This is a genomic window from Parabacteroides sp. CH2-D42-20 (assembly GCF_003670185.1).
Taxonomy (GTDB): domain Bacteria; phylum Bacteroidota; class Bacteroidia; order Bacteroidales; family Tannerellaceae; genus Parabacteroides; species Parabacteroides distasonis.
The window spans coordinates 20693-47005 of sequence record NZ_RAYG01000035.1 but is presented as its reverse complement, the minus strand read 5'-3'; the positions used below and the strand labels follow the sequence as shown (position 1 = coordinate 47005).

The following is a 26313-nucleotide window of genomic DNA, read 5'->3' as shown; positions in this document are numbered from 1 at the left end:
TTAGAAGAGTTTTTCCATCTTTCCGGCGTATGCCGCTTCGATTTCTTCCCGGTACTGCTCGAAGTGTTGTGCCAGCACATTGTCTATGTAGGCGGATAGCGACACCTTGCCGCCCGTCAGCATCATGGAGATTTTGGCGATCCGCTCGTGGTATTCACGCCGCACATACACGGGCTTCCCGTAACGGGCGGGTATATCCATCCCTTTGAGGAAGGTCGTGTCGTAGTCCGCCGCCTGCTTTGCCTTGCGCCGCTTCCCGTCCGGCACTTTCCCGTCAGCCACCTTTGGGGCAACCCTGTTTTCCATTGGCACGGCAGTTTCCCCTTTCTCTGTTTCCTGTTCCGGTTCTTCCGCCTCTTGTCCTGTTTCTTCTGTTTCCGGTGCATCACCGTTACCTTGCGGCTTTTCCGTTTCGCCCGCCATCATCCGCATAAGCAGTTCTTCGTCGATGGGCTTATCTGCTTGCTGTTTCTTCATAGCCTGATAGTTTGAGGATGGATATTATTTCATGTGCCAGTTCGGGGATTCCGCTGCCCGCAACCATCCGCTTGTCGGGAGCGAACAGCGTGGAGCGGAACACCGTCCGGTTTTCCGCATCCAGTTCCTTGCGGAAGCGTTTCGTGTCCGGTATCTGTGTGGTAAGCATCGGCAGTCCCATTCCGGTGATTACTTTTTCATACCGTCCGTACAGTTCGCTTTTTTCCCGTTTATCCACCAGATTCCAGAAGAGGTAAAGCCCTTTCAGTCGGCTTGTTTCCTTTCCTAACATCATCCGCTGCAACACGTCCAGAAAGGCGAGCGTGCTTTCCAGTACCGTTTGGTCGGCACTCACCGGAGCGAAGATGTAATCCATTTGCGCAATGGTGCGCAATATGCCCGACGAGTTCACCGTACCGGGCAGGTCGAAGAACAGCAGGTCATAGTTTCCATTGCCCGCCAGTTCCGCCGCCATGTCCGGCGCACGTTCCACCCGGCACTTCTGTACCGGATAGGCGGCACGTCCCGGTTCACGCATCTGCTCGTATGCCATCCGTTTCAGGTACTCGTTTTCCAGTACCGCCCGGCTGTCCCGTTCCCGCATTTCGTAAAGGCTGTGTTGCGGAAAGTCACAGTCGATCACCGCCAGCGGACACCCGCAGTTGTAGTGCAGGTAACTCGCCACCAGCACCGTGATAGCCGTTTTACCGCTACCGCCCTTTTGTGTGGCGAAAGCCACGTTCAAAGTCTGTTTATCCATATCGTCAATCAATTAGTTATTCATTCGGTTGCCTAAGCAATCGGTTATCTGTTCATTCATTCAATTATTCATTCAGCCAATCATTCAATCGGTCAGCCGTACAGCCAGCCATTTGTTCATCCGGTTAGTTCATCATCCGTTTGTCCGTTCATTCATCCGTCCAATCATCCGACCGTTTATCCGGCTGTTTAGCCGTTTAACCGTTTAGCTGTTTAGTCATTCATCCGGCTAACCGTTTAGCCGTTCGTCCATCCGTTCATCCGGCAAAATCATCATCCGTCCGGCTGTACATTCAGTCAATCATCCACTCGTTTGAGCGTCCGTTTATCCGTCCGGTTGAACAGCCGTTTTACCGCTTCCACGGCGCAAAGGAATATCAAAATATCGGTAGATTATCCGTCTGATTATCAGTGTGTCGCACCTTGTCTTTCCACCCGTAGGTTTGTCGCGTACAGGCATAATGACCGGACGGGAAAAGGGCTGTTACTTTGCAGCCATGAACCAAAATTCCGTGAGAATGAACAAGAACAGTAACCGCCCGAAGGACTGCCCCGGCAGTCGGCAACAGACAAGGGCATCCCCAATCTGTCCGGTAGGACGGATTTTAATTTCAACCGAAATTAGCAAGTTGTGTGCTGCGGCACTCGCTTCGCTTTCCGTGCCTCACCACCACCTTGCCCCGCTGGTGCAAAATCCGCCGGAGTTGGATTTTCCTTTGCGGGGGAGAGCCGTAAGCATACGGCAGTTTTCAACCCATGTTTCACTTAAAATTTGATAGGACTATGGATAGTCAGAAGAAGTATTCCAACAACCACGGGCGAAAGCCCAAAACCGGCAAGATGCGCCACCGCTACGTGTTCCGTCTAAGTGACGGGGACAACGCCCGTTTCCTTGCCCTTTTCGATGAATCCGGCAAGGCAACCCGTGCCGAATTTATCGTTTCCGCACTCTTCGGCAGGGAGATAAAGGTCGTCAAACTGGATAAGGGCACGCAGGATTTCTACATGCGCCTGACCTCTTTTCATTCCCAGTTCCGCAGCATCGGCGTGAACTACAACCAATGCGTGCGTGCGCTCAAATCCAATTTCTCGGAGAAGAAGGCACTCGCTTTCCTCTACAAATTGGAACAGCACACCCTCGAACTGGTGGAACTTAGCAAACAAATTTCCGCACTGGCGGAAGAGTTTCAAACCAGATACCCCGTCAGATGATAGCCAAGATTTCACACGGCGGCAGCCTGTACGGGGTGCTTGCCTACAACCAGATCAAGGTGGACGAACTTCATGCCGACGTGCTTTTCGGCAACCGGATTATCGAACCGCCGGGTGATAATCCCTACACGATAGAGCATATTTCCCGTTCGTTCGGGGATTACCTGACCGCCAACCGCAAGACCGAGAAACCCATCCTGCACATCTCGCTCAATCCCGATCCGAAAGATTGCGTGACCGAGGAACAGTTCATAAAATTGGCGGAGCAGTATATGCAGCGCATGGGCTTCGGCGACCAGCCTTATATCGTTTACCGCCACAACGACATCGGGCGGGAACACCTGCATATCGTTTCCGTTCGTGTGGACGAAACCGGGCGGGCGATTTCCGACAGCTACGAACACGAGCGTTCGATGAAGGTCTGCCGGGAACTGGAACAACAGTTCGACCTTACCCCGGCTACCCAAAAGGAGTGGAAGGAAGGGTTGCCCTTGTCGCCCGTCGATTACGAGGGCGGCAACCTCAAAGGGCAGTTGGCGGGAGTGATCCGACCGATAGCCCGTGAGTGGCGTTTCCAGTCGCTCGGCGAATACCGTGCGGTACTTTCGCTTTACGGCATAACGGTGGATGAAGTCAAAGGGGAATATGGCGGACGGGAGTATCACGGCTTGTCCTATTCGGCGACGGACAAGGACGGCAACAAGGTCGGCAAACCGTTCAAGTCTTCCGTCTTTGGTAAAGAAGCGGGCATTGCCGCACTGGAAAAGCGTATGCTCTCTTCCGCCGCATGGATGAAGAGCCACAAGGACATTGCCACCGATACCGCCGCCCGCATAGCATCCGCCATGCAGACCGCAGGGCGTGACCGGACACTTTTCGAGCGTGAACTCATGCGGCAGGGTATCGGCGTGGTATTCCGCACCAACGATGCGGGGCGCATCTATGGGGCGACCTTCATCAACCATGCCGACAAGACCGTTTTCAACGGTTCCCGTCTGGGTAAGGAGTTTTCCGCCAATGTGTTCAACGACCTTTTCGCCGGACAGGACGGTATTCACCCGCAGCAGCAATCCGCCGAAGTGGAACGTCCCGCACAGCAGCAAGGGCATACAGGCGCATCCGAATGGAACGGGCATGATACCGAGTATCAGCCCGACCACAAGGACAGCACCGCCCAAAACGTGGCGGACGCTTTCAGCCTGTTCGCACCCGTGCAGGGCGGCGCATCCGGCGACCAGCCCGCACCACCGCAGCGGAAAAAGAAGAAAAGGCGCAGGTACGGCAGGCAGCAGTAACCTTCCGCAGTATTTACAATTTTAAAAGTATATCAATATGCAAAACGAAGACGATTTGCGTGGACTTGCCAAAGTAATGGAGTTCATGCGTGCTATCAGCATTTTATTTGTAGTAATCAATATTTATTGGTTCTGTTTCCAATCTATTCAGGAGTGGGGCATCAATATCGGCGTAGTCGATAGAATCCTGCTCGGTTTCCAGCGCACCGCCGGGCTGTTTTCCAGTATCTTTTGGACGAAGCTCTTTGCCGTATTGTTCCTCGCCCTTTCCTGTTTGGGGACTAAGGGCGTGAAGGAGCAGAAAATCACTTGGCGCAAGATAATCCTTTGCGGCGTGACGGGCTTGTTATTGTTCTTTTTCAACTGGTGGCTCTTGGCACTCCCTTTGCCCTTGTCGGCAAACACGGTGTTCTACATCGCCACCCTCACAGCCGGATATATCTTTCTGCTCATGGCAGGACTATGGATGTCCCGCCTGCTCAAAACCAACCTGCTTGAAGACGTGTTCAACGTAGAAAACGAATCCTTCATGCAGGAAACCGAACTCAAAGAAAACGAGTATTCCGTCAATCTCCGCACCCGTTTCTGGTTCAGGGGAAAGACGTATGACGGATGGATTAACCTTGTAAACGTTTTTCGTGCGACAATGGTATTAGGAACTCCGGGCAGCGGAAAGTCCTATGCGATTATCAATCAGTATATTAAGCAGGTTATCGAAAAAGGATTTTCCGTCTTTTTATATGATTTCAAATATCCCGACCTCTCCGAGATTGCTTACAACCATCTGATTAACAATCTGGACGGTTACAAGGTCAAACCGAAATTCTACGTGATAAATTTCGATGATCCGGCGGGTAGCCACAGATGCAATCCCATTCATCCGGACTTTATGACAGACATATCCGATGCTTACGAAAGTGCGTACACGATTATGCTCAACCTCAATCGGACTTGGATCAGCAAGCAGGGCGACTTCTTTGTTGAATCACCTATCATTCTGTTAGCCAGTATTATATGGTATTTGAAAATCTACAAGAACGGCAAGTATTGCACCTTCCCCCATGCGATAGAATTTCTGAACCGGAAGTACGCTGATATTTTCCCTATCCTGACAAGCTACCCCGAACTGGAGAACTATCTTTCCCCGTTCATGGATGCTTGGGAAAGTTCGGCGGTGGAGCAGTTGCAGGGGCAGATAGCCAGTGCCAAAATCCCGCTTTCCCGCATGATTTCCCCGGCTCTCTATTGGGTAATGACAGCAGATGATTTCACACTCGACATCAACAACCCCGAAGAACCGAAAGTGCTTGTAGTAGGTAACAACCCCGACAGGCAGGGCATATACGGCGCAGCGTTGGGACTGTATAACTCCCGTATTGTCAAGCTGATAAACAAAAAGAAACGGCTCAAATCCGCCGTTATCATTGACGAGTTACCCACCATCTACATGCGTGGACTGGATAACCTGATTGCCACCGCCCGAAGCAACAAGGTAGCCGTCATGCTCGGCTTTCAGGACTTTTCGCAGTTGAAGCGTGATTACGGTGACAAGGAAAGCGCCGTTATCTGCAATACAGTCGGCAATGTCTTTGCAGGTCAGGTAGTTGCCGAAACCGCCAAAACGTTAAGTGAACGCTTCGGCAAGGTCTTGCAGAAACGGCAGAACATGACTATCAACCGCAACGAGACTTCCGTTTCCATCAATACCCAGATGGATAGCCTTATCCCGGCTTCCAAAATCAGCAACCTGACGCAGGGTATGTTTGTCGGTGCAGTCGCCGATAACTTCGACGAGCGCATCGAGCAGAAGATTTTCCACGCCGAGATTGTCGTGGATAACGAGCAGGTCAAGCGGGAAACCGCCCGTTATGTGAAGATACCGCAGATTATCGACTTCACCGACAAGGACGGTAATGATACCATGCAGCAACAGATTGATGCGAACTACTACCGTATCAAGAACGAGGTCAAGCAGATTGTCGCCGACGAAATCGAACGCATCAAGGCTGATCCCGAACTCTCGCACCTGATTAAGAACGTGTGATAAAATGAAAAACGGATATTCCGGCCAGACAGATTGCTGGCGGAATATCCGTTTCTATAATCTTGCAAATTTATATTTATCAACTATTTCTCACCGCACAATGGCAACAACGCATTAGCCTGCAAACATCCCAATTCACTACTTCTATGCCAGTCCTCACAAGCCCCGTTCTTATCGCCCGACTGGTTACGTGCCAGCCCACGACCATAGTACAACTTTCCGTCACTCGGAAAAGCCTTTATTCCTTCGCCGTATGCTTCCGCAGCTTCCTTAAACCGTTTCAGGTCATACAGCGCACGCCCCAGATTGTTATACAAATCCGCATCGGGAGAACAGTTCTTTATCGCCAACCGATAAATAGCGATTTCTCCCTCGTAATCTCCCATTTTATATTTTAGTACACCAAGATTGATATAGCTACCAATATGATCTGGTTTGATTTTAAGTGTTTTGTTATAATCTGCAAGTGCACCTTTCATATCCCCTATCTCTGCTTTTAAATTGCCCCGATTGTAATATGCAATAGCCAAATAGGGATCAACTTCTACCGCCTTGTTATAATCTATTAATGCTTTATCATTGTTACCCAGAGCAGTATGAGATTTTCCTCTGTTTGAATACACAGTAGCATAATTAGGATTAATATCAACAGCTTTGTCGTAATCCATTATTGCGCCAACGTTGTTGCCCAATGCCGATTTTACAGTTCCTCTACCTGAATACGCAATGGCATAATTGGGATTAATTTCAATAGCCTTATCATAATCTATAACCGATTCTATATAATTACCTAAATCAGCTTTAAGCGTTGCTCTATTTATATACGCAATAGCTAAATGAGAGTTAATCTTTATTGCTATATTGCAATCTATTAATGCTTCAGCATTATTTCCTAAATCAGCTTTAGCCTTTCCTCTATTGGAATAAGCAAGAGCAAAATCAGGCTTAATTTCAATCGCCTTATTATAATCTGTAATCGCTCCAGTATGATCTCCTAATGCCGCTTTTACAGTTCCTCGATTAGAATACGCAAAGGCATAATCCGGATTAATCTCAATTGCTTTGTTGTAATCTGTAATCGCATCCTCATTTTTTCCCAAATCTGCATTTTGATTTCCCCGTTTATAATAGGCAACAGCGTAATTTGAATCAATCTCAATAACTTTGTTATATTCCGCAATTGCCCCCAATTTATCGCCATTCTCGGACTTTACACGTCCGCTTTCCATATAATTATGTACTAATGAATCCACCGAATAGGGCATAATAGTATCATTTTGCAAAGAATCTGTTCCTTGTTTTACCTGCTTATTTCCATTCGCTTGTCCGTAACTTGGCAGACATACAGCCAGTAATATGTAAACTATCCACTTATCCATACGATTATTTGTTACTCAACTGCCAAACTTGTTTATTTTCTCGAAGTAATTTCTGTGCCCCCTCATGTTCTTGCCGTGCAGCAAGCCGAAGCCACCGAAAAGCCTCTTCATCGTTTTGCTCAACACCTTTACCGTCTTTATAACAACACCCCATCAAATATTGAGCATCATCATTTCCTTGTTCAGCCGCTTTACGAAGCCATTTAACTGCTTCTATATAATCAATATCAAGACCACACAAACCCTTATAATAACATACTCCCAAATTGCTTTGGCTCATATCATATCCACCCTCTGCTGCAAGGCGATACCACTTGATAGCCAAAGAATCGTTCTGTTCAACACCATCGCCGAGTGCATAACATCTTCCTATATGATTTTGTGCCCATAAATCCCCATGTTCGGCATCGTACAGATACGACTCAAACTGTGTGGCAAATTCAGGTTTCTTAGGCTTTGCCGCTTCTTCAAGTTCTCGCTTATGCAACCGTAGCTGACGATAAGCCTCTGCATCATAGTACAACCCTGTATTGTTTCCTCTGGTCATGTACCCGTTTTCTTTGTTTCCTCGCGCTGCATCCCAATGCATTTTAGCCAAAGGAAGTATAGGCAGACAAACGAGAATAATGAAATAAACAGACTGCAAATGTTTATAGGTACAAATAGCAAGCAAAACAATATGCAGCATTACAACGCCCGCAAGCATGAAGATATAGAATAAATCTCCCAATCCACCACCGAAATCAACTCTCAAATTCTCTACACCTTCACAAACGACTACCATAAAAAAGAACTCATAAGCCCACATCAGTAAATTCAAAACTATCCACAACCGTTGTTTCCAACCAAGTTTCAGATTATTATTAGCTGTATTCGTAAATAAATTAAGTATGATAACCAGAAGGCAAATGAAACAGACTGGCAACAATAAGGCTACTAATCCCATGATAAAAAGAATTTAATGATTGAAAATAGTATTAGTTTCACATATCAAATTTTACTGCATCTTATCTATCATTCAATTCTAAAAGATACAGGCAACTTTACTTTGCATCGTACCGTTCTTTCAGCCGTATCAAACTCCAATTTTGTTCTGGCAGGTTTCCAACGCTTCGGCAAGTTCTTTATACACTCAATAGCAGCTTCATCTATTTCATCGTTTACACTATTCTGGATTCTAAAGTCCGACATTGTACCGTCTTTCTCCACAACGAAAGAAACCATGACTCGACCTTGTACCCCCATCTGTCGGGCTGTTGGTGGATAACGTTTTTGCGCTTCTTTTTTCAGAAATTGTTCAATAGCTTCCTCACCGCCCGGATATTGAGGATATTCCTGACTATATACAGGAAACTCATAAATAGCGTTTTCGTCATAGGGCGAAATAAAGGGAAATCCCTCGCCTATGACCTTGAACATGATGGAATCATTGTTGCGCCACTTTGTCCAACCGTAAAATGGGAATGTCAACTTGTCCAAATTGATTAAGATATAATCCAATCTTATCCAATCATCCTTTATCTCTCCGGCTATGCAGATATATCCATTCTCATAATCACAGCTATAAGTTATATTACCATCCGGCTTGTCGTACAACATGAAAGGATACAAACTAATAAGTTCATTTCCAACCAAGCTATCCGCACAAAATACCGGATCATTGGAGTTTACCACTTTTCCATCGGAAGAAGCCCCTCGTTTGGTATTGGAACAAGTTGCCATAGCTATACATATTAATAGGGTTATTACTGTTTTCATTCCTCAATATTTCAAGTTGAACAATTCCGTTTCCATTCTCCGCCAAAGATACCCCGCCGTCCTTCAATTCCCTTTTCGTTTCCCGTCCGTTCTTTTTCGATAATCGTCCGCAAAAGGATATTTAACGGCTTCATTTGTCCTTTTGCCCAAATATAAAACAAAATCCCGACAAATACAGTAATTACTGTATTTTATTTCCCTGATGCCTGATAAAAGACTTCCCCCTTTGCTTTATATCACTTTGCACCCCGAACTTTCCCCGTTCTCCCGCCATCCGCCACGACAAACCTGCGAACCGGACGACAAGTAGCGACACCCCACCGTAAACTTGTTAATTATCAATACATTCCCCTATATATTTACGTCCGGTTTCCACCGAAACCAGTAGTATTCACCATTAAAAATTTAAGTTTATGGACGAAAGACCGGACAACAGCGAACAACTGATGGATATTCTTCTTGTCATGGATCAGGAGAAAAAGACCATCCAAGCCGTCAGCGGAGTAAAGGACGGAGAGTTACAAACCAAGAACCCGTTAGAGGACAACAACGACCTGCTACGGGTAGATCGCCACGGAGATATGTTCTCCAACTTCTTTTCCAATCTTTGGAACCAGTTGAAAGATCCTACCCGTTTCCATTTCTTCCGTGTGCCGGAAGAGGATGTGCAACGGGTAGCGGCAGATTTCCAGCAGACCGTGCAGAACCCCACGCCCGAAGGACAGGCACGCATGGCACAGTACGAGGTACAACATCCCGCACAGGCACAACAGCAGGGCGAGCAACAGGCGCAGCCTGCCGCCGGGCAGCAGCAACAGCAGCCGACAGATGCACCGCAGCAAGGGCAGGCGCAGCAACAGCAGCAGTACAAGTACGATGTGGAAAAGATAGATTGGAACTCGCTCGCCAATCTCGGCATCAAACGTGAACAGATCGAGCAGAACGGTATGCTCGACCAGATGCTACGGGGCTTCCAGACCGACAAGACCGTCCGGGTATATTTCAATCTCGATTCGATCTCCCATGCCAACGATAGCCAGCTTTCCTTGCGTGAAGCTCCCGACGGCAGGGTAGTCGTTTGCAGCCACGGTATTCTCGATCCCCAAAAGTTGCAGCAGCAATTCTTCGGGCATACCTTCACGAAGGAAGATAGCGATGCTATCAAGACCGCCGGGAACATGGGGCGCATTGTCGAACTCACCAACCGGGCGGGCGAGAAAGTCCCGTCCCTCGTCAGCCGTAACCAGAAAACGAACGAACTGGCATCCTTCCCGGCTGACAAGGTGCGCATCCCGGCGGAAAAGAACGGGCATACCTTCACTCCCGACGAGGTGGCACGGCTGAAAAAGGGCGAAGCCGTGGTATGTAAATTCCAGACCAAAGCCAAAGAGGGGCAGAAGCCCAAAACCTACGAAGCCCCCATCCAGTTCAACGCCGCCAAGATGCAACTCGAATTGTTGTTCAACGACCGGGCTAAACTGGCGATGGACGCACACAAAGAGTTACAGAAACAGACCGCCAATCAGGAAGTCCCCAAGACCTTCCGCAAGCAGGAACTCACCGAAAAGTCGCAAACGGAACTTGCGGGCGGCGGGACGGTCAAAGTTTCCGGTTTGAAAGACAAGAACGGCAAACCCTATCAGGGGTACATCACATGGCAGCCCGGACAGAAATACCCCGCCTTCATGTTCCCCAAGGATTACAAGACCGCACTCGAAGAGGGACGTGTCAAACCCGCCGTCGAGAACGAGGTGCAGGTAGCCGTCAATTCCGAGGGCAAGACCAACGAAGCCACCAAGAGCCTGAAAGAAGCCTTGCAGTCCGCACAAACCCGTCCCACCGGAGAGCAGAAGGAGCAGCAAGACCGCAAGCAGGAACAGAAAGAGGACAAGAAAGAAGATAAGAAAGAAGATAAGAAACAGAAGCAGGAACAGGACAAGCCCAAACCCCGGCAGCGCAAAGCTCCCCGCCTCTGATACCCGTCTTATCCGGTAAGATTATCACAAGTAACTATCCGAGGTGTCCCGTCCCCAAGTGACGGGACACTTTTTGTCAAACCATTAAAAACAAAAGAAATATGATTACAGCAATTATCGCAGAGAAACCTTCCGTTGCGAAGGACATAGCAAACGTGTTGAATGTTCGCCAGCGTCACGATGGCTACCTCTCAGGCAACGACTACCTCGTTACCTGGGCGTTCGGCCATCTCGTCCAGCTTGCCATGCCCGATGCTTACGGGTTCTCCGGCTTCCGCCGTGAAAACCTTCCCATCATCCCGCAGGAGTTCAAGTTCATACCCCGCCAGATACGGGAGGGCAAAGAGTATAAATCCGATCCCGGCGTACTCAAACAACTAAAGGTCATTGACGAAGTTTTCGCCCAGTCCGACCGGATCATCGTGGCAACCGATGCGGGTCGTGAAGGCGAAGGAATCTTCCGCTATATTTACAACTACCTCGGTTGCCGCAAACCTTTCGTCCGCTTGTGGATTTCCTCGCTGACCGACCGTGCCATCCGTGACGGGCTGGATAAGCTCAAACCCGGCAGCGATTACGATAACCTCTACCGTGCCGCCGAAGCCCGTGCCATCGCCGACTATCTGGTCGGCATCAACAGCACGCAGGCACTTTCCATCGCCGCCGGACAAGGAATTTTCTCGCTCGGACGGGTACAGACACCCACCTTGATGATGATCTGCTCCCGCTATCTGGAGAACAGGAATTTCACCCCGCAGACCTATTACCAGCTAAAGGTCACGGCGGAAAAGGACGGCACGCCTTTCTCCGCCATCTCCGAACACAAGTACGAAACCCTTCCGGCAGCAACCACCGCCCTTAGTGCCGTTACCGCCACGGGCACGGTCACCGTTGCCGATGTGCAGCGCAAGGAAGTGAACCAAGAACCGCCGCTGCTCTACGACCTTACTTCGTTGCAGAAGGAAGCCAACAGCAAGCTCGGCTTTTCAGCCGACAAAACCCTTTCCATAGCACAGTCGCTTTACGAGAAAAAGGTACTTAGCTACCCCCGTACCGGCTCCCGTTTTATCTCCGACGATGTTTTCGACGAAATCCCGTCCCGCATCGCCCTTTTGGAGCAATACCCCGCTTTCTCTGCCTATGTCGCCACCCTGAAAGGGACGGCACTCAACCGCCGCAGCGTGGACGCCGGGAAAGTCACCGATCACCATGCCTTGATTATCACCGAATGTCTACCCGGCGAACTCCCGGAGGACGAGCGCAAGGTGTACGATATGGTTGCCGCCCGCCTGCTCGAATCCTTCTCCGCCCGTTGCGTAAAGGACGTTACAACGGTTCGTTTCACCGCAGCGGGTAGCGACTTTACCACCAAAGGGACAATAATCAAGTCTGCCGGATGGCGTGCCGTCCGTGGCGAGAAGGACGAGGAAGAAGAATCCGCCACCCTTCCGCCCTTGCAGCCCGGCGAAACCTTCCCCCTGCAATCGGCGGAGAACGTGGAGAAACAGACCAAGCCCCGTCCCCTGCACACCGAGAGCAGCCTGCTTTCAGCAATGGAGAGTTGCGGCAGGGAGTTGCAGGAAACCGAACTGCGGGACAGCCTGAAAGACATCGGTATCGGCACGCCCGCCACCCGTGCGTCCATTATCGAAACCCTGTTTTCCCGTGACTACGTGCGCCGTGACAAGAAGAACCTTGTCCCGACCGAGAAAGGTCTGGCGGTGTACCATACCGTAAAGGGCAAACGCATTGCCGATGTCGAAATGACAGGACAATGGGAAACCGCCCTTGCCCGCATCGAGACGGGCGAGATGGACGCAGCCACGTTCCGCAAGGGAATCGAAGTCTATACCGCCCAGATCACCGAAGAGCTTTTGCAGGTGCAGGTATCGGTTACGGACGGTGAACGCATCCCTTGCCCCAAATGCCAGTCCGGGCGCATCCTCTTCTATCCGAAAGTCGCCAAGTGCAGCAACGTCGATTGTGGTGTTACCATCTTCCGCAACAAGGGCGGGAAGGAGCTTACCGACAAACAGATTACCGACCTTGTAACCAAGGGCAAAACGTCCCTTATCAAAGGCTTTCAGAACAAGGACGGCAAAACCTTCGATGCGCACGTCACCTTCGACAAGGACTTCCGCACCGTGTACGAGTTCCCGCCCCGCACGGACAAGGCAAAAGGAAAGGGCGGCAGACGATGAACGGCTGGTTATCCGTGGAAGAAGCCGCCCGTATCTGTGGAACGGACGTGCAGCGTATCACCCTCTGGATGAACGGCAACCACATCGCTTTTGCCCGTTTCGATACCGTTCTGATGATTGACAGCGCATCCCTTTTCGCCCTCTTCGAGCGTAACCGGGTAGATACCATCTATGACGATATGCAGCCGGAGAAGGGACGGGGCAGACCGGGCAAGCACCGCAGGCTGTTAGATACCCCGCTGGATGATTTCGGCTTGTCGCAGCGCATCGTCAGGGCTTGCCGTGAACTAAGCCTGTTCACGGTCGAACACCTGCTTATCCACCTTCGCCGCTATCGTTTCTCCCGTCTGTACTGTGTCCGTAACTTCGGCAGTCAGTCCGGCACTGAAATTCTCCGTTGGCTGCACCGCAACGAACTCATAGACGACGGCGGATCACGGGATTTCCGGGTATTATACCCTTAATCCCATATAACACCTTTGCCAGTCGGTCACTCCGAAAGGACGGTTTTCCCCTTTCCCGTGACCGGATGGCAGACGTTCAGGGCAGCAATACCCGAACGCCTTTAATCTCAAATTAAAAAGAATAAAATGGAAATTCAAAACAATATCTTTAGCTATGCAACCTTGCTTAAACAAGTCAAGGCACGTGTAGCACTCGCCCAGAAAAAGGCTATCTACGCAGCCAATGAAGAAATGCTTACCATGTATTGGGACATTGGCAAACTGCTATCCGAAAGTCAAAAGCAAATCGGTTGGGGCAACAATGCCCTTGAACAGTTATCCAACGACTTGAAGAATGATTATCCGAAGGTAAAAGGCTTTTCACCACGTAATTGCAGGTGCATGATTCAGTTCTATAAAGAATATAATCAAGAACTTACAATTTGGCAACAACCTGTTGCCAAATTAGAAGTGTCAAATTTAATCCTTCCAGTTAAACAACTAAGCTGGTCACACAATGTTATTCTGATGCAAAAGGTAAAAGACCTCAAAGCCCGGTATTGGTATATGATACAGTGCCTTAAAAACGGTTGGGGGCGTAACTTTCTGGTCGAAGCCATCAATCAGGACTACTACAATATTCACGGCGCACTGGCAAACAATTTCGATGCCACCCTTCCCGAAATACAAGCCAAGCAGGTGAAAGAAACCTTGAAAGATCCCTATATTTTCGATATGCTGACTTTTACCGACGAGTACGACGAACGGGACGTGGAATTAGGTTTGATTAAACATATAGAGAAGTTCCTTCTCCAAATGGGGGCAGGTTTCGCTTTCATGGGCAGGCAGTACCGCATCGAAGTTTCGGGAAAGGATTTTTATATCGACATCCTCATGTACAATGCCTTTATGCACCGATATTTAGTTGTAGAGTTGAAGCGGGGGGAGTTCCAGCCCGAATATATCGGCAAGCTGAATTTTTATTGTTCGGCAGTGGACGATATTCTTTGCCGGGAAGGGGATAACCAGACAATAGGCTTGCTGCTTTGTCAGAACAAAGACCGCATTATGGCTGAATACGCTTTGCGTGACGTACACAAGCCTATCGGTATTTCAGACTACGAATTAGGCAGGGCATTACCCAAAGATATTAAGTCCGGATTACCTTCCATTGAAGAATTGGAGAATAAACTTAGCCGGGAGTTACAGGATAGTGAAGATACGATTTGAATTTAGGCAACAGCGATGCCTAAATTCAACAAGAAAAGGTGCGACACTGTCGCACCTTTCTTTGTTATCTCACATTTATGCGACACTGTCGCACAAATTACACCCTTCCGTACACAGTCCTTACCTTCTCGCCGTCCAGCACCTTGCAAGACCGTACCACCCACATCGCGCCGTCCCCCGTAATATGCCGCAAAGCCTTTTCGTCACCCCCTGCAACCTTCGGCAGCGTAACTACCACAATCTCATCCGCCAGCCCGCTATTGAGCAGCACAGCCGCAATTCCTTCGCCATAGGCGACCATCACCCCATCACCCGCAGCTTTCATCCGTGAGAGTTCCGCCACGGCATCCCCCGTGATAAACTGCACCTCTTCTTTTTCCGTCAGGTTACAATCGGCTTGCGCCACTACAAAAGTTTCTTTCTCCGTGAGCGGCCAGCCGAGGTGATTCATAAATACATCCAGATAAGTTTCTTCATCCAAGAGCAGGCAATCGGCTTTCAGAATAGCATCGTCCACCTGCTTGTCGGCACGGGCAGGGCATCCGTCAATGGTTTGGTACACATACAAAGTAATCTGTTTCATAACGTTGTTTTTATCGGTTATGCCCGCCAGCCGCCATAAAAATAGCGTGAACTCACACTATTCCGAAGTAGAGGCACTGGTATGCCTGACAAATCGAATAGGCAAGCTCACGCCGTATATACATACAGCATGTGCATTGCGCCATTCGTCTGATTTGTCAAAAAATTACCAGTTTCCTACTTCAAGACGTTTAGCGAACGTACAATCTATATAATCAAAACCCGCTTGCGTTCAAGCCGGGCAATGAACTTTCATATTTTCTGTTGCAAATATAGTGCAAACCTGCCGAACTACAAAAGAATAGCCCCGCCTTATCTAACGACAAAGCAGGGCAACCGTTCACTTTTCATTTACGCTTTCTCTCCGCCACTGCATCGAATCGGTTGCGGATAAACTCATGCACATCTTTCGCCCGGTAGAATACCTTCCCGCTGATCGTGAAGTAGGGCAGCAGCCCCATAGCCCGGTAGCGTTGCAACGTCCGTATGCCGACTTTCAGCAGCAGGCACAAGTCCTGATTATCCAGCACCTCTTCACCGTCCAGTTGGCTGTTCTTTTTCAGCACCCTTTCCTGCAGCTTTTCGGTCGTGTCGAACCGCTGCATGATCCGCTGCATCCAGCCTTCAAACTCTTCCCTGTCCGTGTACATAGTAATCTCCTTCCTTTTCGACGATTTCCTTCTCACGCATATAACGGATATATCCCTTTGCCGTCCGTTCTTTCACTTCCAACATCTCCTGTATCAGTTCGCACAGTTCGATATAACCGTACTTCTCCTGCCGGGTGAACGCTTCCCGTGCCATTTCCGCCAGTTCCTTCTCCTTGCGCTTCTCCTTCTCCGCACGGGGCTTTTCGCCCACGTACACGGGCATCCCCATCTGTTTGTCCCAGCGGAACTGCATGATCGGAATATCCAGCGGGCTGCCGTCACGTACTTTCAACGCCTTCACGACCGAGATTTCCGGGTTCTCGTCCTTCTCTATCGAGAGGATAGCCGCCGACTTGCGCTGCAACTCGCTACCCAAGTGCCCCCTTAACTTCAACCCGTTCGGGACAAAATGCACCACGGCGGCGATGCACGTGCGGTAAATCCCCGCCAGTCGGTAAATCTCGTCAATCAACGCCACGCTTTCCCCCTCGTCATTGGCGCAGCGTATCAAGTCCGCCACCCCGTCGATCACCACCAGATGAATACCCCCGTGCAGGTAATGGTACTTATCCATGCTCTGCATGATGGCGGTCAGCCGCTCACTCCGTGACATTCCCGTCAGGCAATACACGTGCAGGAACTCCGGCATCTTCTCCCGTCCGGCACGCCGCAGCATCCGCCCCGTGTTCTTGTACAGTTGTTGCTCGCTCTGCTCCGTATCGTAGAGCAGCACCGCACGCCCTTTCCGGTTCGGCTCTACCCGAACGCCCAGCAAGTCCGCATCCGTTTCCTTTTCCTGAATCGCCCCGGCGACCAGCGCAGCCGTATAGTTGCTTTTTCCCGTGCCTTCCCCGCCCGTGATGCAGAGGATGTTCTCTTCCGAACCCAGAGGCACGTCCCCGGCGGTCACGATGGCGACCGCCTGCTGTGGCGGGTGGTCGTAGTCGATCTCGCAGGATTTCAATACCGCCATCGTGTCACCGTACAGGCTATCCAGCATTTTAAGGAATAGCTTCACGAACTCGTCCCGTGTCCGTCCCGCCTTGAAGTAGTCCGACACGTCCTTGTCCGTCTTTTCACCCGTCAGCGGCAGCACCAGCCGTTTCACCCCGTACTCCGTTAGCTGCTGTCGGTGTTTCTCGGAGCTTTCCAGCCCTGTCTTATCCACATCGTACAGCAGAACGATATGTTTGAACCGGTACACCAGCTTCCGGATGATCTTTGCAGGTATCACCGATGTTTCCGAATTGAAACAGATCGCATGGAACCCGTGTGCCGCCAGCGTCAGCACGTCCTTTTCCCCGCCCGTCAGGAACAGCGTGTCACCTTTGGGCGGCAACTCTTCCAGCCCGAAACAATAGTTATCTCCCGTATGACCGCCGTACACGAACCGTACTTCCGATTTCGGGCGGTACACCTTCACGCCCCATTTCCCCACGTACCCAAATATCGGTTCTATGGTTGTGGACGTGAAACCGAACGCTTTCCCGTCTTTCGTTTCGCTCCGGTATTCCTTCAACGACTGCACCCCGTATCGGTTCAGCACCGCTTCCGTTATCCCGTACCCAGCCCAATACTCCAGTTCCTTTTCCGTGAACGGCTGCTGCACCGTCCGGTACGGGCGTGGCTTGTGTTCCGGCTCTGCTGCCCGTTCTTCCGTCCCGGTCGGCTCTGCTGTCCCGTCACCGTTCATCCCGTTTCCTTCCGCCAACGGGACAACCCGCATGGCAGCCTGCCGTTCCCGTACCGTTTCCGGCGGTACATCCTCGCTGATACCCAGACACAGCTCACGGTCTATCGTTTCCAGTATCTCCACGAAGTCGGCGGCGTTCTTGCAGTCCAGCCCCTTGATTTTCGCCACGATAAAGAAACAGTCGCCCGAAAAGTCCCCGTTCCCGAAGTCTTTCATCCTGTACGTCCCGCTACGGCGGTCATAATACACGTTGCACGAAGCCTTGCTGTCCTCGTACAGCGGGTTCAGGAAATTCCTGCCTACCCGCCACTTCACGGGCAGGTAGTGGCGGAACACGTCCAGCCCGTTACTCGTCCTTGCCAGTATTTCCTCTTTTCTTACCATACAGCTTGTATTTACGTTCATGCAAAGGGTGTGCTTCGACCATCCGGTCGATCTGCTTGTCAGGTGTTTCCCGCATCCACCGTTCCCGGAACTGTTCCACGTCCGTGCGGCGGTAGCGGATTTTCTTCCCGCAGATGGAGAAGGAGATAATCCGGTTCGTGCGGTAGCGTTGCAAGGTGCGGGGACTGATTTCGAGATATTCGCACACCTCGCTGCCCGTCATCCACTTGCCCGTCGTCCGGCTGTTCTTCTCTTCCTGTCCCTGTTGCCCGTCCGGTTCCCTTTGCCGGGACTCTTCCACGTATGCCGCTATCCCGTCAATCTTCTCCACGAGGGCGGCAAACGCTTTGCTTTCGATTGTTATTACTTCCATAATCTGTTGATTTTTAGATTTATGGTCGCAAATGTCCGCCTATTCGATTGTTTTTCTTTTCACGTCCGTACCACCTTGCCAAAGATTTTTTCCGGCACGAAAAAAGCCGCCGGAGAGCCTTTTCTTTCGGTTCTTCCGGCGGCTGCAAGCCGCTTGTCACTGGTTAGGGTTCGATAAAGTCGCTTTTAGCAGCTTGCTACGAACTTGCTAATCCCATCATTGGCTTTCAATAAGTTAGCTATCCGTTTCGTCCATCCGTTTGAGCAGTTGTTCGATCATTTGGTCAAGATACACCGTCCGGCTGTTCTTCCGGTTACGCATGGCGATAAACGTGTGGTACACGTCGCCGAGGTCAATATGAAATGTCCGTTCAAATGCCGTCACGATGTCGATAATGTCCGCTTTCCCGTTATCCACGCTTCCCGCCGCATGGATGCCGTATATCAGTTCCACCGCCGCCGCTTTCTTGTCCGTCCAGTACAGTTTCTTTCCCGATAGCGGCTCGCCGTCCGCAGGCTCACGCATCCGCCTTGTCAGGAAGGCTAACAGCAGTTCCACCGCAATCAGCCGGGCGACCAGTCGGTCATATCCGGTGGATAACTCCGCTTCCGGCTCGAAAATGAACGTATCCGTTTCCGGGCTTATCTCCGTTTGTCCCCGTTTGAAGTAGAAGTTGTCCCGGTACGTAGCCCCGCTGCGGTAATACTGGAAAAAGGAAAGGCTGCGTTCAAAGACCGTTTTCAGTTTCTCGATCTCACACTGGTAATAACCTGTGGCAAGTTCATAGCTTGGCGGTCGGTTGCTCTCGATCTGGTATAGCTTGTAGAAGTACAGCAGCCGTCCGAGTATCAGCGGCTTCTGGTACTTGAAAAATCGGATTTCCTCTGCGTCGTCCTTAAACTCACGGGACAACGCAAAGTTTTTCAGTTCAATCATTCTGTCTTTCAGGTAATTCATCATTTCACGGCATCCCGGAATAATGTTTTCCCCTTCCAAATTGACCGTCCCCGTATGGCGGTCAATCTCCTGTAACATCGAATCAAAAAATTTATCCATGCAATCCTTTTTAGGTTTCTAAAAACGGCTGCAAAGTTACTGGCAATCCGAATATTACTTTTTTCGTTTCCCGTCCATTCTTTTTTGATAATCGCTCAACTGCAAGAAAAGTTATCAATTTTTCCGTATTTCACCCGGACTTGCCCCGAAATTCATCTGGCAGAACTCCGTCAGGTACGATTGCGACACAAACCCGCATACCTCTGCCACTTCCAGCAGCGGTAAGTCTGTTTGTGTGAGCAGGTTCTTCACCTTGTCTTTCCGCAGTCCTTTCAGCCATTCATGGGGAGTAGTACGGAACTCTTCACGGAACAACCGCCGGAAAGTGCTTAGGCTGTACCCGCAAAGGTCAGCCAGATGCCCCGTATTCTTTGCCTTCATGCAGTGCTTCGTAACCTTCTCCACGAGCCTTTTATTCTTCACCATTCCCAGATACACCTCTGCCTGCAACAACTCTTCACCCGTCATTTCCTTTACCTTTACACAGGCAATAGGTATTTCCAGTTCCGTAGCACCTTTCGGCAAATCCTCGCTCTTGGTACAGTGCGGACGTTTCCGCTTCATTTGCTGCACATACTGCGCCAGTCGGTTATACACCCCGTTCAGATACCCCCGTTCGGGATAGATATGCAGCACCCGGCACAAGTATAGCAGTTCCTTGTTGCACCCGTAGTTGATATACCAACTCGATAACCGGAACACATACCGCAGTGCCGCATCTTCCCGTGACAAGGCAGCCAGCATCACATACGCCTCGAAACCCTTGTCACTGTACGTCACCGCTTCCGGTAGCTTGTTCAGCGTATCTGCCACGAACCGCATTACCCGTCCGTCCTCGGCAAGCTGTTCCAGCCCGGCAAATTCCCCAGCATCCTGCTTGCTTCGTATCATTCCTTCCATTGTTTCCACCAGAGCTTGCACCTTCTCCGCAATCTCCGGCTCTGCCATCACCGCTTGCAGCAACGTTTGGCTTAGTGTTGATGTTGTTTCCATTACCGTATCATGTTTAACAGATTTCACCGCATATAATTTTATTTGTCTATATCCGTATATCTATTCGTAACGCATAATATACTCTTCTTCCTTTGTGAACTCTCCGGTTTCTCCGTCAATTATATAGTTTGTTCTCTGCCCTTCGCTACGTGGTTCTACCGTTATTCCCCAAAAGCATTTTCCGGTTTTTGATTCCTCTTTAGTCATAAATGTAATTACAATATTTGGCATAACCCACATATATAATTCTCCATTTGTTGGAAGAATACTTTTACGTGTTACTTTGTTTTCTCCAGTCTTTCGGTTAAACCATCCCTCTTTTTCCAACAACTCAATAATATCCTGCGGTTTGATTTTTCCGAACTTTTTATCTTCATCTATTAATTTGGTCAGTTTTCCCTCTTCATCGAACTCTTCATACATACCAAACCGAACATAGCCTAAATATTTTGTTCTTCTCCAAATCATTCCATTGGAACGAAAATCCTTCTGTATCATATAAAACCCCGATGCTGGTGCATATTCATTATACCAAGCACGCCCGTTACTGAATTTACGTTTTTCAATCACCCATCCATCCCGTTCAGTTATGGCATCTTCCGTTCCGTTTTTGGTAGATACAAAATCGTATCTCTCTATTTCTCCGTATGGCTGTATCATGATTGAATCAACTTGTGCTTTGCAAGCAAGCCCGAAGCCCGCAAGCAAAACTGTTATCATTATCTCTTTCATAGTTCATATATTTTGTTTTCCGCCAGTAACAAGTTTACCCCAGCTTTCAATTGCCCTGCGTGGAGTAACCGAACACCAACCGCCCGTACATAGTTCCGTAAAATCTTCCGCATGGGATAGTTCCAGATATTCCAGAAAGTTCAGTATCGCCTTTCTCTGTTCCTCACCAAACAGCACCATCCTTTCCCGTACAAACTCGTAAAGCTCCGTTCCGGCATCCGGCAACGTCTGCGAGTGAACAATGCTTTCGGGTATCGTGTCCGCACCTTCGTAATCCTCTACCGCAAACAGCATATACGCAGGAAGATAGAACCTGAATCCCTGCGGCTCGAACAAAGGCAACGCATCCCGTTCTTGCAGGAGCAATTCACGGGGAACATCCTGCCAGTTTTCGTAACGGCTGAACTCTTCCTTTATCTGTTTCCGCTCCAAATCATACCCCTGCAAGTCGTTCACGATACGTTCCGTACCGGGATAGGGCATATCGCCAAAAGCTGTTTTTATTTCCTGTGTAATCATCTTTTTGTATTTAATTATATTCAAGTATATAACGAAATTCATCTATAATGGAACCGTCTTTTCCACTGATTACGAATACTGAATCTTGTGCCATTGCGAATATTGAATCTTTTTGTGGGTCTAATGAATACCATACCTCATATCCGGGTTGTTCAGGGTCTAAATATTTACGTATTTGATAATGCGTGTCGATATATCCATTTACCAATTTAGCCCCCTTGGGAATATTTATCCCTTTCTTTTTTAAAAGGTGCATTAGTTGTCCAATAGTGAAAGAATAACCTTCGTCCTCGTTTACTTCTTCCTTCAATTTTCCGTTTATGGAATAATAACGGGAAGTACCGACATACATATCACCAAATATTATTCGAGTTCTTTCCGATTTGATATTACCATTCCCGTAGTATTCATTTTCATAGCACAAATAAGAGTCTTTAGGATAATCTATCACATAATAAAATGCCGTATCATAATAAATGTATTTGCCTCTTTCTCTTAGAGTACCATTGGGTAATCTTGTAAAAGAAAAACCATCATCAAAATCATTATAATACCGATCAAAAGCTTCAACATCAAGTTTTTTATTATACACTTCAATAGTATCATTACCCTTGTCGAAGCAGCCAGTATCAGCAGGCAGCGTATCATGATCAAGGCAAGACTTATTTTCCTTCACCTCATACCTATTCTGAACAGACTTATCTTCCTCTGCCAGCTTCACCTTTCTACCAGTACAGGAAGAAAATAAACTCAATATTCCCATAACGATAATCAGTATTTTCATGTTTCATATATTTTATATTCCGATGGCGACAAAGATACCCCGTCACATCACATATCCCTTTTCGCTTCCTATTCATTCTTTTTCGATAATCGTTCATGACAAGGATATTTCAACAGCTTTTCTTGTCCGCTTTTGCCAAATATAGCACAAAGTTTCAGAAAATACAGTAATTACTTCATTTTATTTTCGTACAGATATAAAAAAAGCACCTCGAAAGGTGCTTCACATATTAGAGATTATACTGGAGATATTCAGTTCTTGTTTATCAATGAATCATTTCAGCAGTTTATATACCGCCTTGAATTGCCGTTTCAGCCGTACCGTGTCAAGCCCCGTGGTGAACGCCAGCACGTATGACATTCCCAGATGTGTCATACGGAACATATCAATGATTTCTTCCGTTTCAACATCCTTTCTGATTTCCCCCGAAGCCTTTGCCCGTTCGATCACCTTTTGCCACATCAAACGATCTTTCTCAAAGACAGCATCCATTTTCTCCGTAAAGTTCGGATAATACTTGTATGCTTGGAACAAGAATTGAAAATAATATTTGGCACATTCCTTTCTATCTACCCCCAACTCATTACTTAGATAGTCCATTGTCTTTTCCACTCCTTCGATATACGCTTGCAGAAAATCCCGCAATGAAATATCTTCCGCATATACGAACTTGTTTTCTACCTTGTGCGGTTCCAATATATACGTATCCACAACAGCATTAAATAACCCCTGCTTATCCTTTGTATGGTGATAGATGCCCCGGCACGATAATCCGATAGCCTTCTCCAGTTTTACCACCGTCACCTTCTCGTAATTGTCCTGCAAGAATAATCTAAACGCATTTTTATATATTTCAGCCTTATTCGTTTTCATCAGCGTAGCTCATTATTTACTTTGGTTTCCACGAAGATAATACATTTCTTCCGAATAGCTATCTCCTTGCTCCAAAAACCTCAAATTAACCGCCTTTAAAAGCCAATACATAGGGCAGGTGCAAGGTGCACGTATATATATAAATATACGTGCACCTTGCACCTGTAAAATACACACTGAAAATCAACAACTTACACTACCCGAAAAATGCATGGCGCAACCCCTGTTTTTGCACCGCTTCCAGCCATCCCCCCTCATTCATAATTCTTTTGTCCCAAAACCAAAAAATCCCCTTAATTATTTCCTGTTTTCAGTCCAAATTCGTACATTTGTACCAAGTTATCAGAGCAGAGCGGAGAAACGCAAAGAACCCCGTACCGTTACTAATTCGTTACCTGTTACCTAACTTTCTACTCTTTACGTCTTGACAAACAGTTAATTAAACTTTTCCCGTAGTTTTTAATCAAAAAATACTTGGAGCGGGCTATGAGACTTTAAAAAACGAAATAGCTTGGCGATGAGCACTTACCAATGTTGAATATAGATCGTTTCGTGAGCGAGAGTATAACTTCTCGCTCCGGCAGTATGTTTGCCGTGGATATTGAGGCAAATAAAGAACAACTCAAGCAAGAGATAGAGGAAAAGAGTCTTTTGGTGATAGGAGGAGCCGGTTCTATAGGTTCTTCCTATATCCGGGCAGTCCTTCCCTTTAAGCCCTCTAAGTTGGTCGTGGTGGATTTAAGTGAGAATGGTCTCGTGGAACTGACCCGTGACCTTCGTTCTACTCATGGTATGTATATCCCCAAGGAATACCGTACCTATACTTTGAACTTTGCCGATCCTATTTTCGAGCGTATTTTCCGGGAGGAAGAGGGTTTTGATATCGTGGCGAATTTCTCCGCTCATAAGCATGTCCGCAGCGAGAAGGACAAGTATTCCGTACAGGCATTGATAGAGAATAATGTCATAAAAGCAAAGGGATTGCTTGATTTGCTGGCTGAATACCCGCCAAGACACTTCTTCTGTGTCTCCACGGACAAGGCGGCTAACCCTGTCAATATCATGGGGGCAAGCAAGCGTATCATGGAGGATATGATCATGGCCTATGCCGCCAAGTTTAAGGTTACCACGGCTCGTTTCGCTAATGTGGCTTTTTCCAATGGCTCGTTACTGGATGGCTTTGTTGATCGGATCATGAAACGCCAACCCTTGGCCGCTCCCCGTGACGTACGCCGTTATTTCGTCTCTCCGGAGGAGAGCGGGCAGATCTGTATGCTTGCCTGTATACTAGGGCGTAACGGTGAGATATTTTTCCCGAAGCTTGGAGAGGAAAAGATGATGACATTCTCGTCTATCTGCGACCGTTTTCTTGAGACATTGGGTTATGAGAAAAAAGAATGCGCCACTGATGAGGAGGCCAAGAGATTCGCATCGGAGATGCTAGAGGGCAGTAAGATATATCCGGTCGTTTATTTCAATAGTGACACTACTGGTGAGAAGGATTATGAGGAATTCTATGTATCCGGAGAGAAGTTGAACATGGAACGTTTTAACAGTTTGGGAGTGATTGAGGAGGTGAGCAAACGCCCGTTGGAGGAGATCGATGCTTTTTTCGTGGAGTTGGAAGCGATCTTCGCGAGTCCCTCTTTCACGAAAGAGGAGGTGGTGGAGGCTATCCGACGCTTCATCCCCAACTTCGAGCATGAGGAGAAAGGAAAGAATCTGGATCAAAAAATGTAAGGAATCAAGATATGGTTGATTATGCGAGAGTCGTGGAGTTTATCCACGAACTATATGACAACTCAGAGTTCGTTCCCTTGAGTGTGCCGAAGTTTATCGGTAACGAGAAAAAGTACTTGGAAGAATGTATTGACACGACGTTTGTCTCAAGCGTAGGCAAATTTGTGGACCGTTTCGAGGATGAGATGGCCCGTTATACGGGGGCGAATAAAGCTGTCGTATGTGTGTCGGGCACCAATGCCCTTCATATGTCGTTGCTCCTTGTCGGGGTTGAGCGGGATGACGAGGTGCTTACCCAAGCATTGACCTTCGTGGCCACTTGCAATGCGCTTGGCTATATCGGCGCACACCCTGTTTTTATTGACGTGGATCGGGAGACGATGGGGCTTTCTCCGCAAGCGTTGCGGGTTTGGTTAGGGAAGAATGCTGAGGTGAGGAATGGTGTTTGTCATAACAAACGAACGGGCAGGCGTGTGAAAGCGTGTGTCCCCATGCATACTTTCGGACATCCAGTCAAGCTGGATGAGCTGGTGGATGCTTGCCAAGAGTGGCATATAGAGTTGGTGGAAGATGCGGCGGAAAGTATCGGAAGCCTTTATAAAGGGAGGCATACAGGTACATTCGGAAAGGTTGGGGCCATTAGTTTCAACGGGAACAAGACCATTACGACTGGAGGTGGAGGGATGATGTTGTTCCAAGATGAGGAGCTGGGTGAGCTGGCTAAGCACATCACGACTCAGGCGAAGGTCCCTCACCGCTGGGAGTTCCGCCATGATCATATCGGTTATAACTATCGTATGCCGAATATCAATGCGGCTTTGGGTTGCGCCCAGTTGGAGCATTTGGATGAGTTTGTGGCCAGTAAGCGGAAAGTAGCCCAAGAGTATGTGGATTTCTTCAAGAATATAAGTGATGTTGATTTCTTTGAGGAGCCGGAGGATAGTCATTCCAATTATTGGTTAAATGCGGTCATCCTGAAAGATAAAGAGGCGCAATACGAGTTTCTGGAATATACCAATGACCATGGTGTTATGACACGTCCCATTTGGGAATTGATGAGTCGTTTACCGATGTTTGAGAAATGTGAGAATGACGGATTAAGGAATACCATCTGGTTTGCGGATCGGGTGGTGAATATACCGAGTAGTGTAAGATTGTGA

The 26313-nt window shown here is 48.4% G+C and carries 25 protein-coding genes; 10 read left to right on the top strand and 15 right to left on the bottom strand.

Annotation, left to right across the window (positions count from 1 at the left end):
• Both D7V92_RS18695 and D7V92_RS18690 read right to left on the bottom strand, forming a co-directional pair.
• Positions 1–477 carry a DUF3408 domain-containing protein gene (locus D7V92_RS18695; RefSeq protein ID WP_121773516.1) on the bottom strand — a complete coding sequence of 159 codons (477 nt, stop codon included), beginning with the start codon at positions 475–477 and terminating at the stop codon, positions 1–3.
• The gene (locus tag D7V92_RS18690) at positions 455–1237 is read right to left on the bottom strand and encodes a ParA family protein (protein WP_121773515.1); all 783 of its coding nucleotides are present in this window, start codon (positions 1235–1237) and stop codon (positions 455–457) included. The genes D7V92_RS18695 and D7V92_RS18690 overlap by 23 nt, the downstream gene beginning before the upstream one ends.
• A gap of 312 nt (positions 1238–1549) precedes the next feature.
• On the opposite strand from D7V92_RS18690, the gene D7V92_RS22105 reads away from it, so the two are divergent.
• The 4 genes from D7V92_RS22105 to mobC all read left to right on the top strand — a co-directional run bounded on the left by D7V92_RS22105 (position 1550) and on the right by mobC (position 5787).
• Positions 1550–1771 carry a hypothetical protein gene (locus tag D7V92_RS22105; protein ID WP_158598894.1) on the top strand — a complete coding sequence of 74 codons (222 nt, stop codon included), beginning with the start codon at positions 1550–1552 and terminating at the stop codon, positions 1769–1771.
• A gap of 248 nt (positions 1772–2019) precedes the next feature.
• The gene (gene mobA, locus D7V92_RS18680) at positions 2020–2448 is read left to right on the top strand and encodes a conjugal transfer protein MobA (protein WP_199718923.1); all 429 of its coding nucleotides are present in this window, start codon (positions 2020–2022) and stop codon (positions 2446–2448) included.
• Positions 2445–3743: a conjugal transfer protein MobB gene (mobB, locus tag D7V92_RS18675; protein ID WP_121773513.1), complete on the top strand. Its 1299-nt coding sequence runs from the start codon at positions 2445–2447 to the stop codon at positions 3741–3743. Before mobA ends, mobB begins: the two co-directional genes overlap by 4 nt.
• 37 nt (positions 3744–3780) lie before the next feature.
• Positions 3781–5787 (top strand): conjugal transfer protein MobC, encoded by a 2007-nt coding sequence (gene mobC / locus D7V92_RS18670; protein WP_121773512.1) that lies wholly within the window; start codon positions 3781–3783, stop codon positions 5785–5787.
• An 83-nt stretch (positions 5788–5870) separates the two neighbouring features.
• On the opposite strand, the gene D7V92_RS18665 is transcribed toward mobC, so the two are convergent.
• The 3 genes from D7V92_RS18665 to D7V92_RS18655 all read right to left on the bottom strand — a co-directional run bounded on the left by D7V92_RS18665 (position 5871) and on the right by D7V92_RS18655 (position 8924).
• Positions 5871–7166: a tetratricopeptide repeat protein gene (locus D7V92_RS18665; protein ID WP_121773511.1), complete on the bottom strand. Its 1296-nt coding sequence runs from the start codon at positions 7164–7166 to the stop codon at positions 5871–5873.
• Positions 7167–7170: 4 nt separating this feature from the next.
• Entirely contained in the window at positions 7171–8112 is a 942-nt protein-coding gene (locus D7V92_RS18660; protein WP_121773510.1) for a tetratricopeptide repeat protein, read from the bottom strand.
• A gap of 68 nt (positions 8113–8180) precedes the next feature.
• The gene (locus D7V92_RS18655) at positions 8181–8924 is read right to left on the bottom strand and encodes an energy transducer TonB (RefSeq protein WP_121773509.1); all 744 of its coding nucleotides are present in this window, start codon (positions 8922–8924) and stop codon (positions 8181–8183) included.
• A gap of 413 nt (positions 8925–9337) precedes the next feature.
• On the opposite strand from D7V92_RS18655, the gene D7V92_RS18650 reads away from it, so the two are divergent.
• The 4 genes from D7V92_RS18650 (at position 9338) to D7V92_RS18635 (ending at position 14774) form a co-directional block, all read left to right on the top strand.
• Entirely contained in the window at positions 9338–10900 is a 1563-nt protein-coding gene (locus D7V92_RS18650; RefSeq protein WP_121773508.1) for a DUF4099 domain-containing protein, read from the top strand.
• 101 nt (positions 10901–11001) lie between these two features.
• The gene (gene topB, locus D7V92_RS18645) at positions 11002–13101 is read left to right on the top strand and encodes a type IA DNA topoisomerase (RefSeq protein WP_121773507.1); all 2100 of its coding nucleotides are present in this window, start codon (positions 11002–11004) and stop codon (positions 13099–13101) included.
• A complete protein-coding gene (locus D7V92_RS18640) occupies positions 13098–13565 on the top strand; it encodes a helix-turn-helix domain-containing protein (RefSeq protein ID WP_121773506.1) in 468 nt (155 codons plus the stop codon). The genes topB and D7V92_RS18640 overlap by 4 nt, the downstream gene beginning before the upstream one ends.
• Before the next feature lie 126 nt (positions 13566–13691).
• Positions 13692–14774 (top strand): YhcG family protein, encoded by a 1083-nt coding sequence (locus D7V92_RS18635; protein ID WP_121773505.1) that lies wholly within the window; start codon positions 13692–13694, stop codon positions 14772–14774.
• A gap of 97 nt (positions 14775–14871) precedes the next feature.
• Here the strand turns inward: D7V92_RS18635 and D7V92_RS18630 are convergent, their stop codons facing one another.
• The 10 genes from D7V92_RS18630 to D7V92_RS18580 all read right to left on the bottom strand — a co-directional run bounded on the left by D7V92_RS18630 (position 14872) and on the right by D7V92_RS18580 (position 23413).
• Positions 14872–15357: a dihydrofolate reductase family protein gene (locus tag D7V92_RS18630; RefSeq protein ID WP_121773504.1), complete on the bottom strand. Its 486-nt coding sequence runs from the start codon at positions 15355–15357 to the stop codon at positions 14872–14874.
• Between the two features lie 346 nt (positions 15358–15703).
• Positions 15704–16006 carry a helix-turn-helix domain-containing protein gene (locus D7V92_RS18620; protein ID WP_121773502.1) on the bottom strand — a complete coding sequence of 101 codons (303 nt, stop codon included), beginning with the start codon at positions 16004–16006 and terminating at the stop codon, positions 15704–15706.
• Positions 15981–18083, bottom strand: a complete 2103-nt coding sequence (locus D7V92_RS18615; RefSeq protein ID WP_121773501.1) for a bifunctional DNA primase/helicase — start codon at positions 18081–18083, stop codon at positions 15981–15983. The genes D7V92_RS18620 and D7V92_RS18615 overlap by 26 nt, the downstream gene beginning before the upstream one ends.
• Entirely contained in the window at positions 18046–18456 is a 411-nt protein-coding gene (locus D7V92_RS18610; RefSeq protein ID WP_121773500.1) for a helix-turn-helix domain-containing protein, read from the bottom strand. The genes D7V92_RS18615 and D7V92_RS18610 overlap by 38 nt, the downstream gene beginning before the upstream one ends.
• 234 nt (positions 18457–18690) lie before the next feature.
• Positions 18691–19512, bottom strand: a complete 822-nt coding sequence (locus D7V92_RS18605; protein ID WP_121773499.1) for an RteC domain-containing protein — start codon at positions 19510–19512, stop codon at positions 18691–18693.
• 114 nt (positions 19513–19626) lie between these two features.
• Positions 19627–20505, bottom strand: coding sequence for a helix-turn-helix transcriptional regulator (locus tag D7V92_RS18600; RefSeq protein ID WP_121773498.1), 879 nt, complete (start codon positions 20503–20505; stop codon positions 19627–19629).
• A gap of 60 nt (positions 20506–20565) precedes the next feature.
• Complete coding sequence (locus D7V92_RS18595) at positions 20566–21237, bottom strand: hypothetical protein (protein ID WP_233572878.1); 672 nt, start codon at positions 21235–21237, stop codon at positions 20566–20568.
• 3 nt (positions 21238–21240) lie between these two features.
• Complete coding sequence (locus tag D7V92_RS18590) at positions 21241–21756, bottom strand: DUF6714 family protein (protein WP_147441530.1); 516 nt, start codon at positions 21754–21756, stop codon at positions 21241–21243.
• 10 nt (positions 21757–21766) lie between these two features.
• Positions 21767–22540 (bottom strand): hypothetical protein, encoded by a 774-nt coding sequence (locus tag D7V92_RS18585; RefSeq protein WP_121773496.1) that lies wholly within the window; start codon positions 22538–22540, stop codon positions 21767–21769.
• Positions 22541–22813: 273 nt separating this feature from the next.
• Positions 22814–23413, bottom strand: coding sequence for a TetR/AcrR family transcriptional regulator (locus tag D7V92_RS18580; protein WP_121773495.1), 600 nt, complete (start codon positions 23411–23413; stop codon positions 22814–22816).
• A 531-nt stretch (positions 23414–23944) separates the two neighbouring features.
• Here D7V92_RS18580 and D7V92_RS18575 point away from each other — a divergent pair.
• Both D7V92_RS18575 and D7V92_RS18570 read left to right on the top strand, forming a co-directional pair.
• Positions 23945–25153: a UDP-N-acetylglucosamine 4,6-dehydratase gene (locus D7V92_RS18575; protein WP_121773494.1), complete on the top strand. Its 1209-nt coding sequence runs from the start codon at positions 23945–23947 to the stop codon at positions 25151–25153.
• A gap of 11 nt (positions 25154–25164) precedes the next feature.
• Complete coding sequence (locus D7V92_RS18570) at positions 25165–26313, top strand: LegC family aminotransferase (RefSeq protein ID WP_121773493.1); 1149 nt, start codon at positions 25165–25167, stop codon at positions 26311–26313.

What these genes read in the sequence shown, in the direction of transcription:
- D7V92_RS18575 (WP_121773494.1), top strand. Translation starts at nt 23,945, where the DNA reads ATGTTGAATATAGATCGTTTCGTGAGCGAGAGTATAACTTCTCGCTCC.
- D7V92_RS18655 (WP_121773509.1), bottom strand. Translation starts at nt 8,924, where the DNA reads ATGAAAACAGTAATAACCCTATTAATATGTATAGCTATGGCAACTTGT.
- D7V92_RS18635 (WP_121773505.1), top strand. Translation starts at nt 13,692, where the DNA reads ATGGAAATTCAAAACAATATCTTTAGCTATGCAACCTTGCTTAAACAA.
- D7V92_RS18620 (WP_121773502.1), bottom strand. Translation starts at nt 16,006, where the DNA reads ATGTACACGGACAGGGAAGAGTTTGAAGGCTGGATGCAGCGGATCATG.
- D7V92_RS18650 (WP_121773508.1), top strand. Translation starts at nt 9,338, where the DNA reads ATGGACGAAAGACCGGACAACAGCGAACAACTGATGGATATTCTTCTT.
- D7V92_RS18605 (WP_121773499.1), bottom strand. Translation starts at nt 19,512, where the DNA reads ATGGATAAATTTTTTGATTCGATGTTACAGGAGATTGACCGCCATACG.
- D7V92_RS18610 (WP_121773500.1), bottom strand. Translation starts at nt 18,456, where the DNA reads ATGGAAGTAATAACAATCGAAAGCAAAGCGTTTGCCGCCCTCGTGGAG.
- D7V92_RS18640 (WP_121773506.1), top strand. Translation starts at nt 13,098, where the DNA reads ATGAACGGCTGGTTATCCGTGGAAGAAGCCGCCCGTATCTGTGGAACG.
- D7V92_RS18695 (WP_121773516.1), bottom strand. Translation starts at nt 477, where the DNA reads ATGAAGAAACAGCAAGCAGATAAGCCCATCGACGAAGAACTGCTTATG.
- D7V92_RS18600 (WP_121773498.1), bottom strand. Translation starts at nt 20,505, where the DNA reads ATGGAAACAACATCAACACTAAGCCAAACGTTGCTGCAAGCGGTGATG.
- mobB (WP_121773513.1), top strand. Translation starts at nt 2,445, where the DNA reads ATGATAGCCAAGATTTCACACGGCGGCAGCCTGTACGGGGTGCTTGCC.
- D7V92_RS18660 (WP_121773510.1), bottom strand. Translation starts at nt 8,112, where the DNA reads ATGGGATTAGTAGCCTTATTGTTGCCAGTCTGTTTCATTTGCCTTCTG.
- D7V92_RS18690 (WP_121773515.1), bottom strand. Translation starts at nt 1,237, where the DNA reads ATGGATAAACAGACTTTGAACGTGGCTTTCGCCACACAAAAGGGCGGT.
- D7V92_RS18615 (WP_121773501.1), bottom strand. Translation starts at nt 18,083, where the DNA reads ATGGTAAGAAAAGAGGAAATACTGGCAAGGACGAGTAACGGGCTGGAC.
- mobA (WP_199718923.1), top strand. Translation starts at nt 2,020, where the DNA reads ATGGATAGTCAGAAGAAGTATTCCAACAACCACGGGCGAAAGCCCAAA.
- D7V92_RS18580 (WP_121773495.1), bottom strand. Translation starts at nt 23,413, where the DNA reads ATGAAAACGAATAAGGCTGAAATATATAAAAATGCGTTTAGATTATTC.
- D7V92_RS18570 (WP_121773493.1), top strand. Translation starts at nt 25,165, where the DNA reads ATGGTTGATTATGCGAGAGTCGTGGAGTTTATCCACGAACTATATGAC.
- D7V92_RS18590 (WP_147441530.1), bottom strand. Translation starts at nt 21,756, where the DNA reads ATGATTACACAGGAAATAAAAACAGCTTTTGGCGATATGCCCTATCCC.
- D7V92_RS18665 (WP_121773511.1), bottom strand. Translation starts at nt 7,166, where the DNA reads ATGGATAAGTGGATAGTTTACATATTACTGGCTGTATGTCTGCCAAGT.
- D7V92_RS18630 (WP_121773504.1), bottom strand. Translation starts at nt 15,357, where the DNA reads ATGAAACAGATTACTTTGTATGTGTACCAAACCATTGACGGATGCCCT.
- mobC (WP_121773512.1), top strand. Translation starts at nt 3,781, where the DNA reads ATGCAAAACGAAGACGATTTGCGTGGACTTGCCAAAGTAATGGAGTTC.
- D7V92_RS18585 (WP_121773496.1), bottom strand. Translation starts at nt 22,540, where the DNA reads ATGAAAATACTGATTATCGTTATGGGAATATTGAGTTTATTTTCTTCC.
- D7V92_RS18595 (WP_233572878.1), bottom strand. Translation starts at nt 21,237, where the DNA reads ATGAAAGAGATAATGATAACAGTTTTGCTTGCGGGCTTCGGGCTTGCT.
- topB (WP_121773507.1), top strand. Translation starts at nt 11,002, where the DNA reads ATGATTACAGCAATTATCGCAGAGAAACCTTCCGTTGCGAAGGACATA.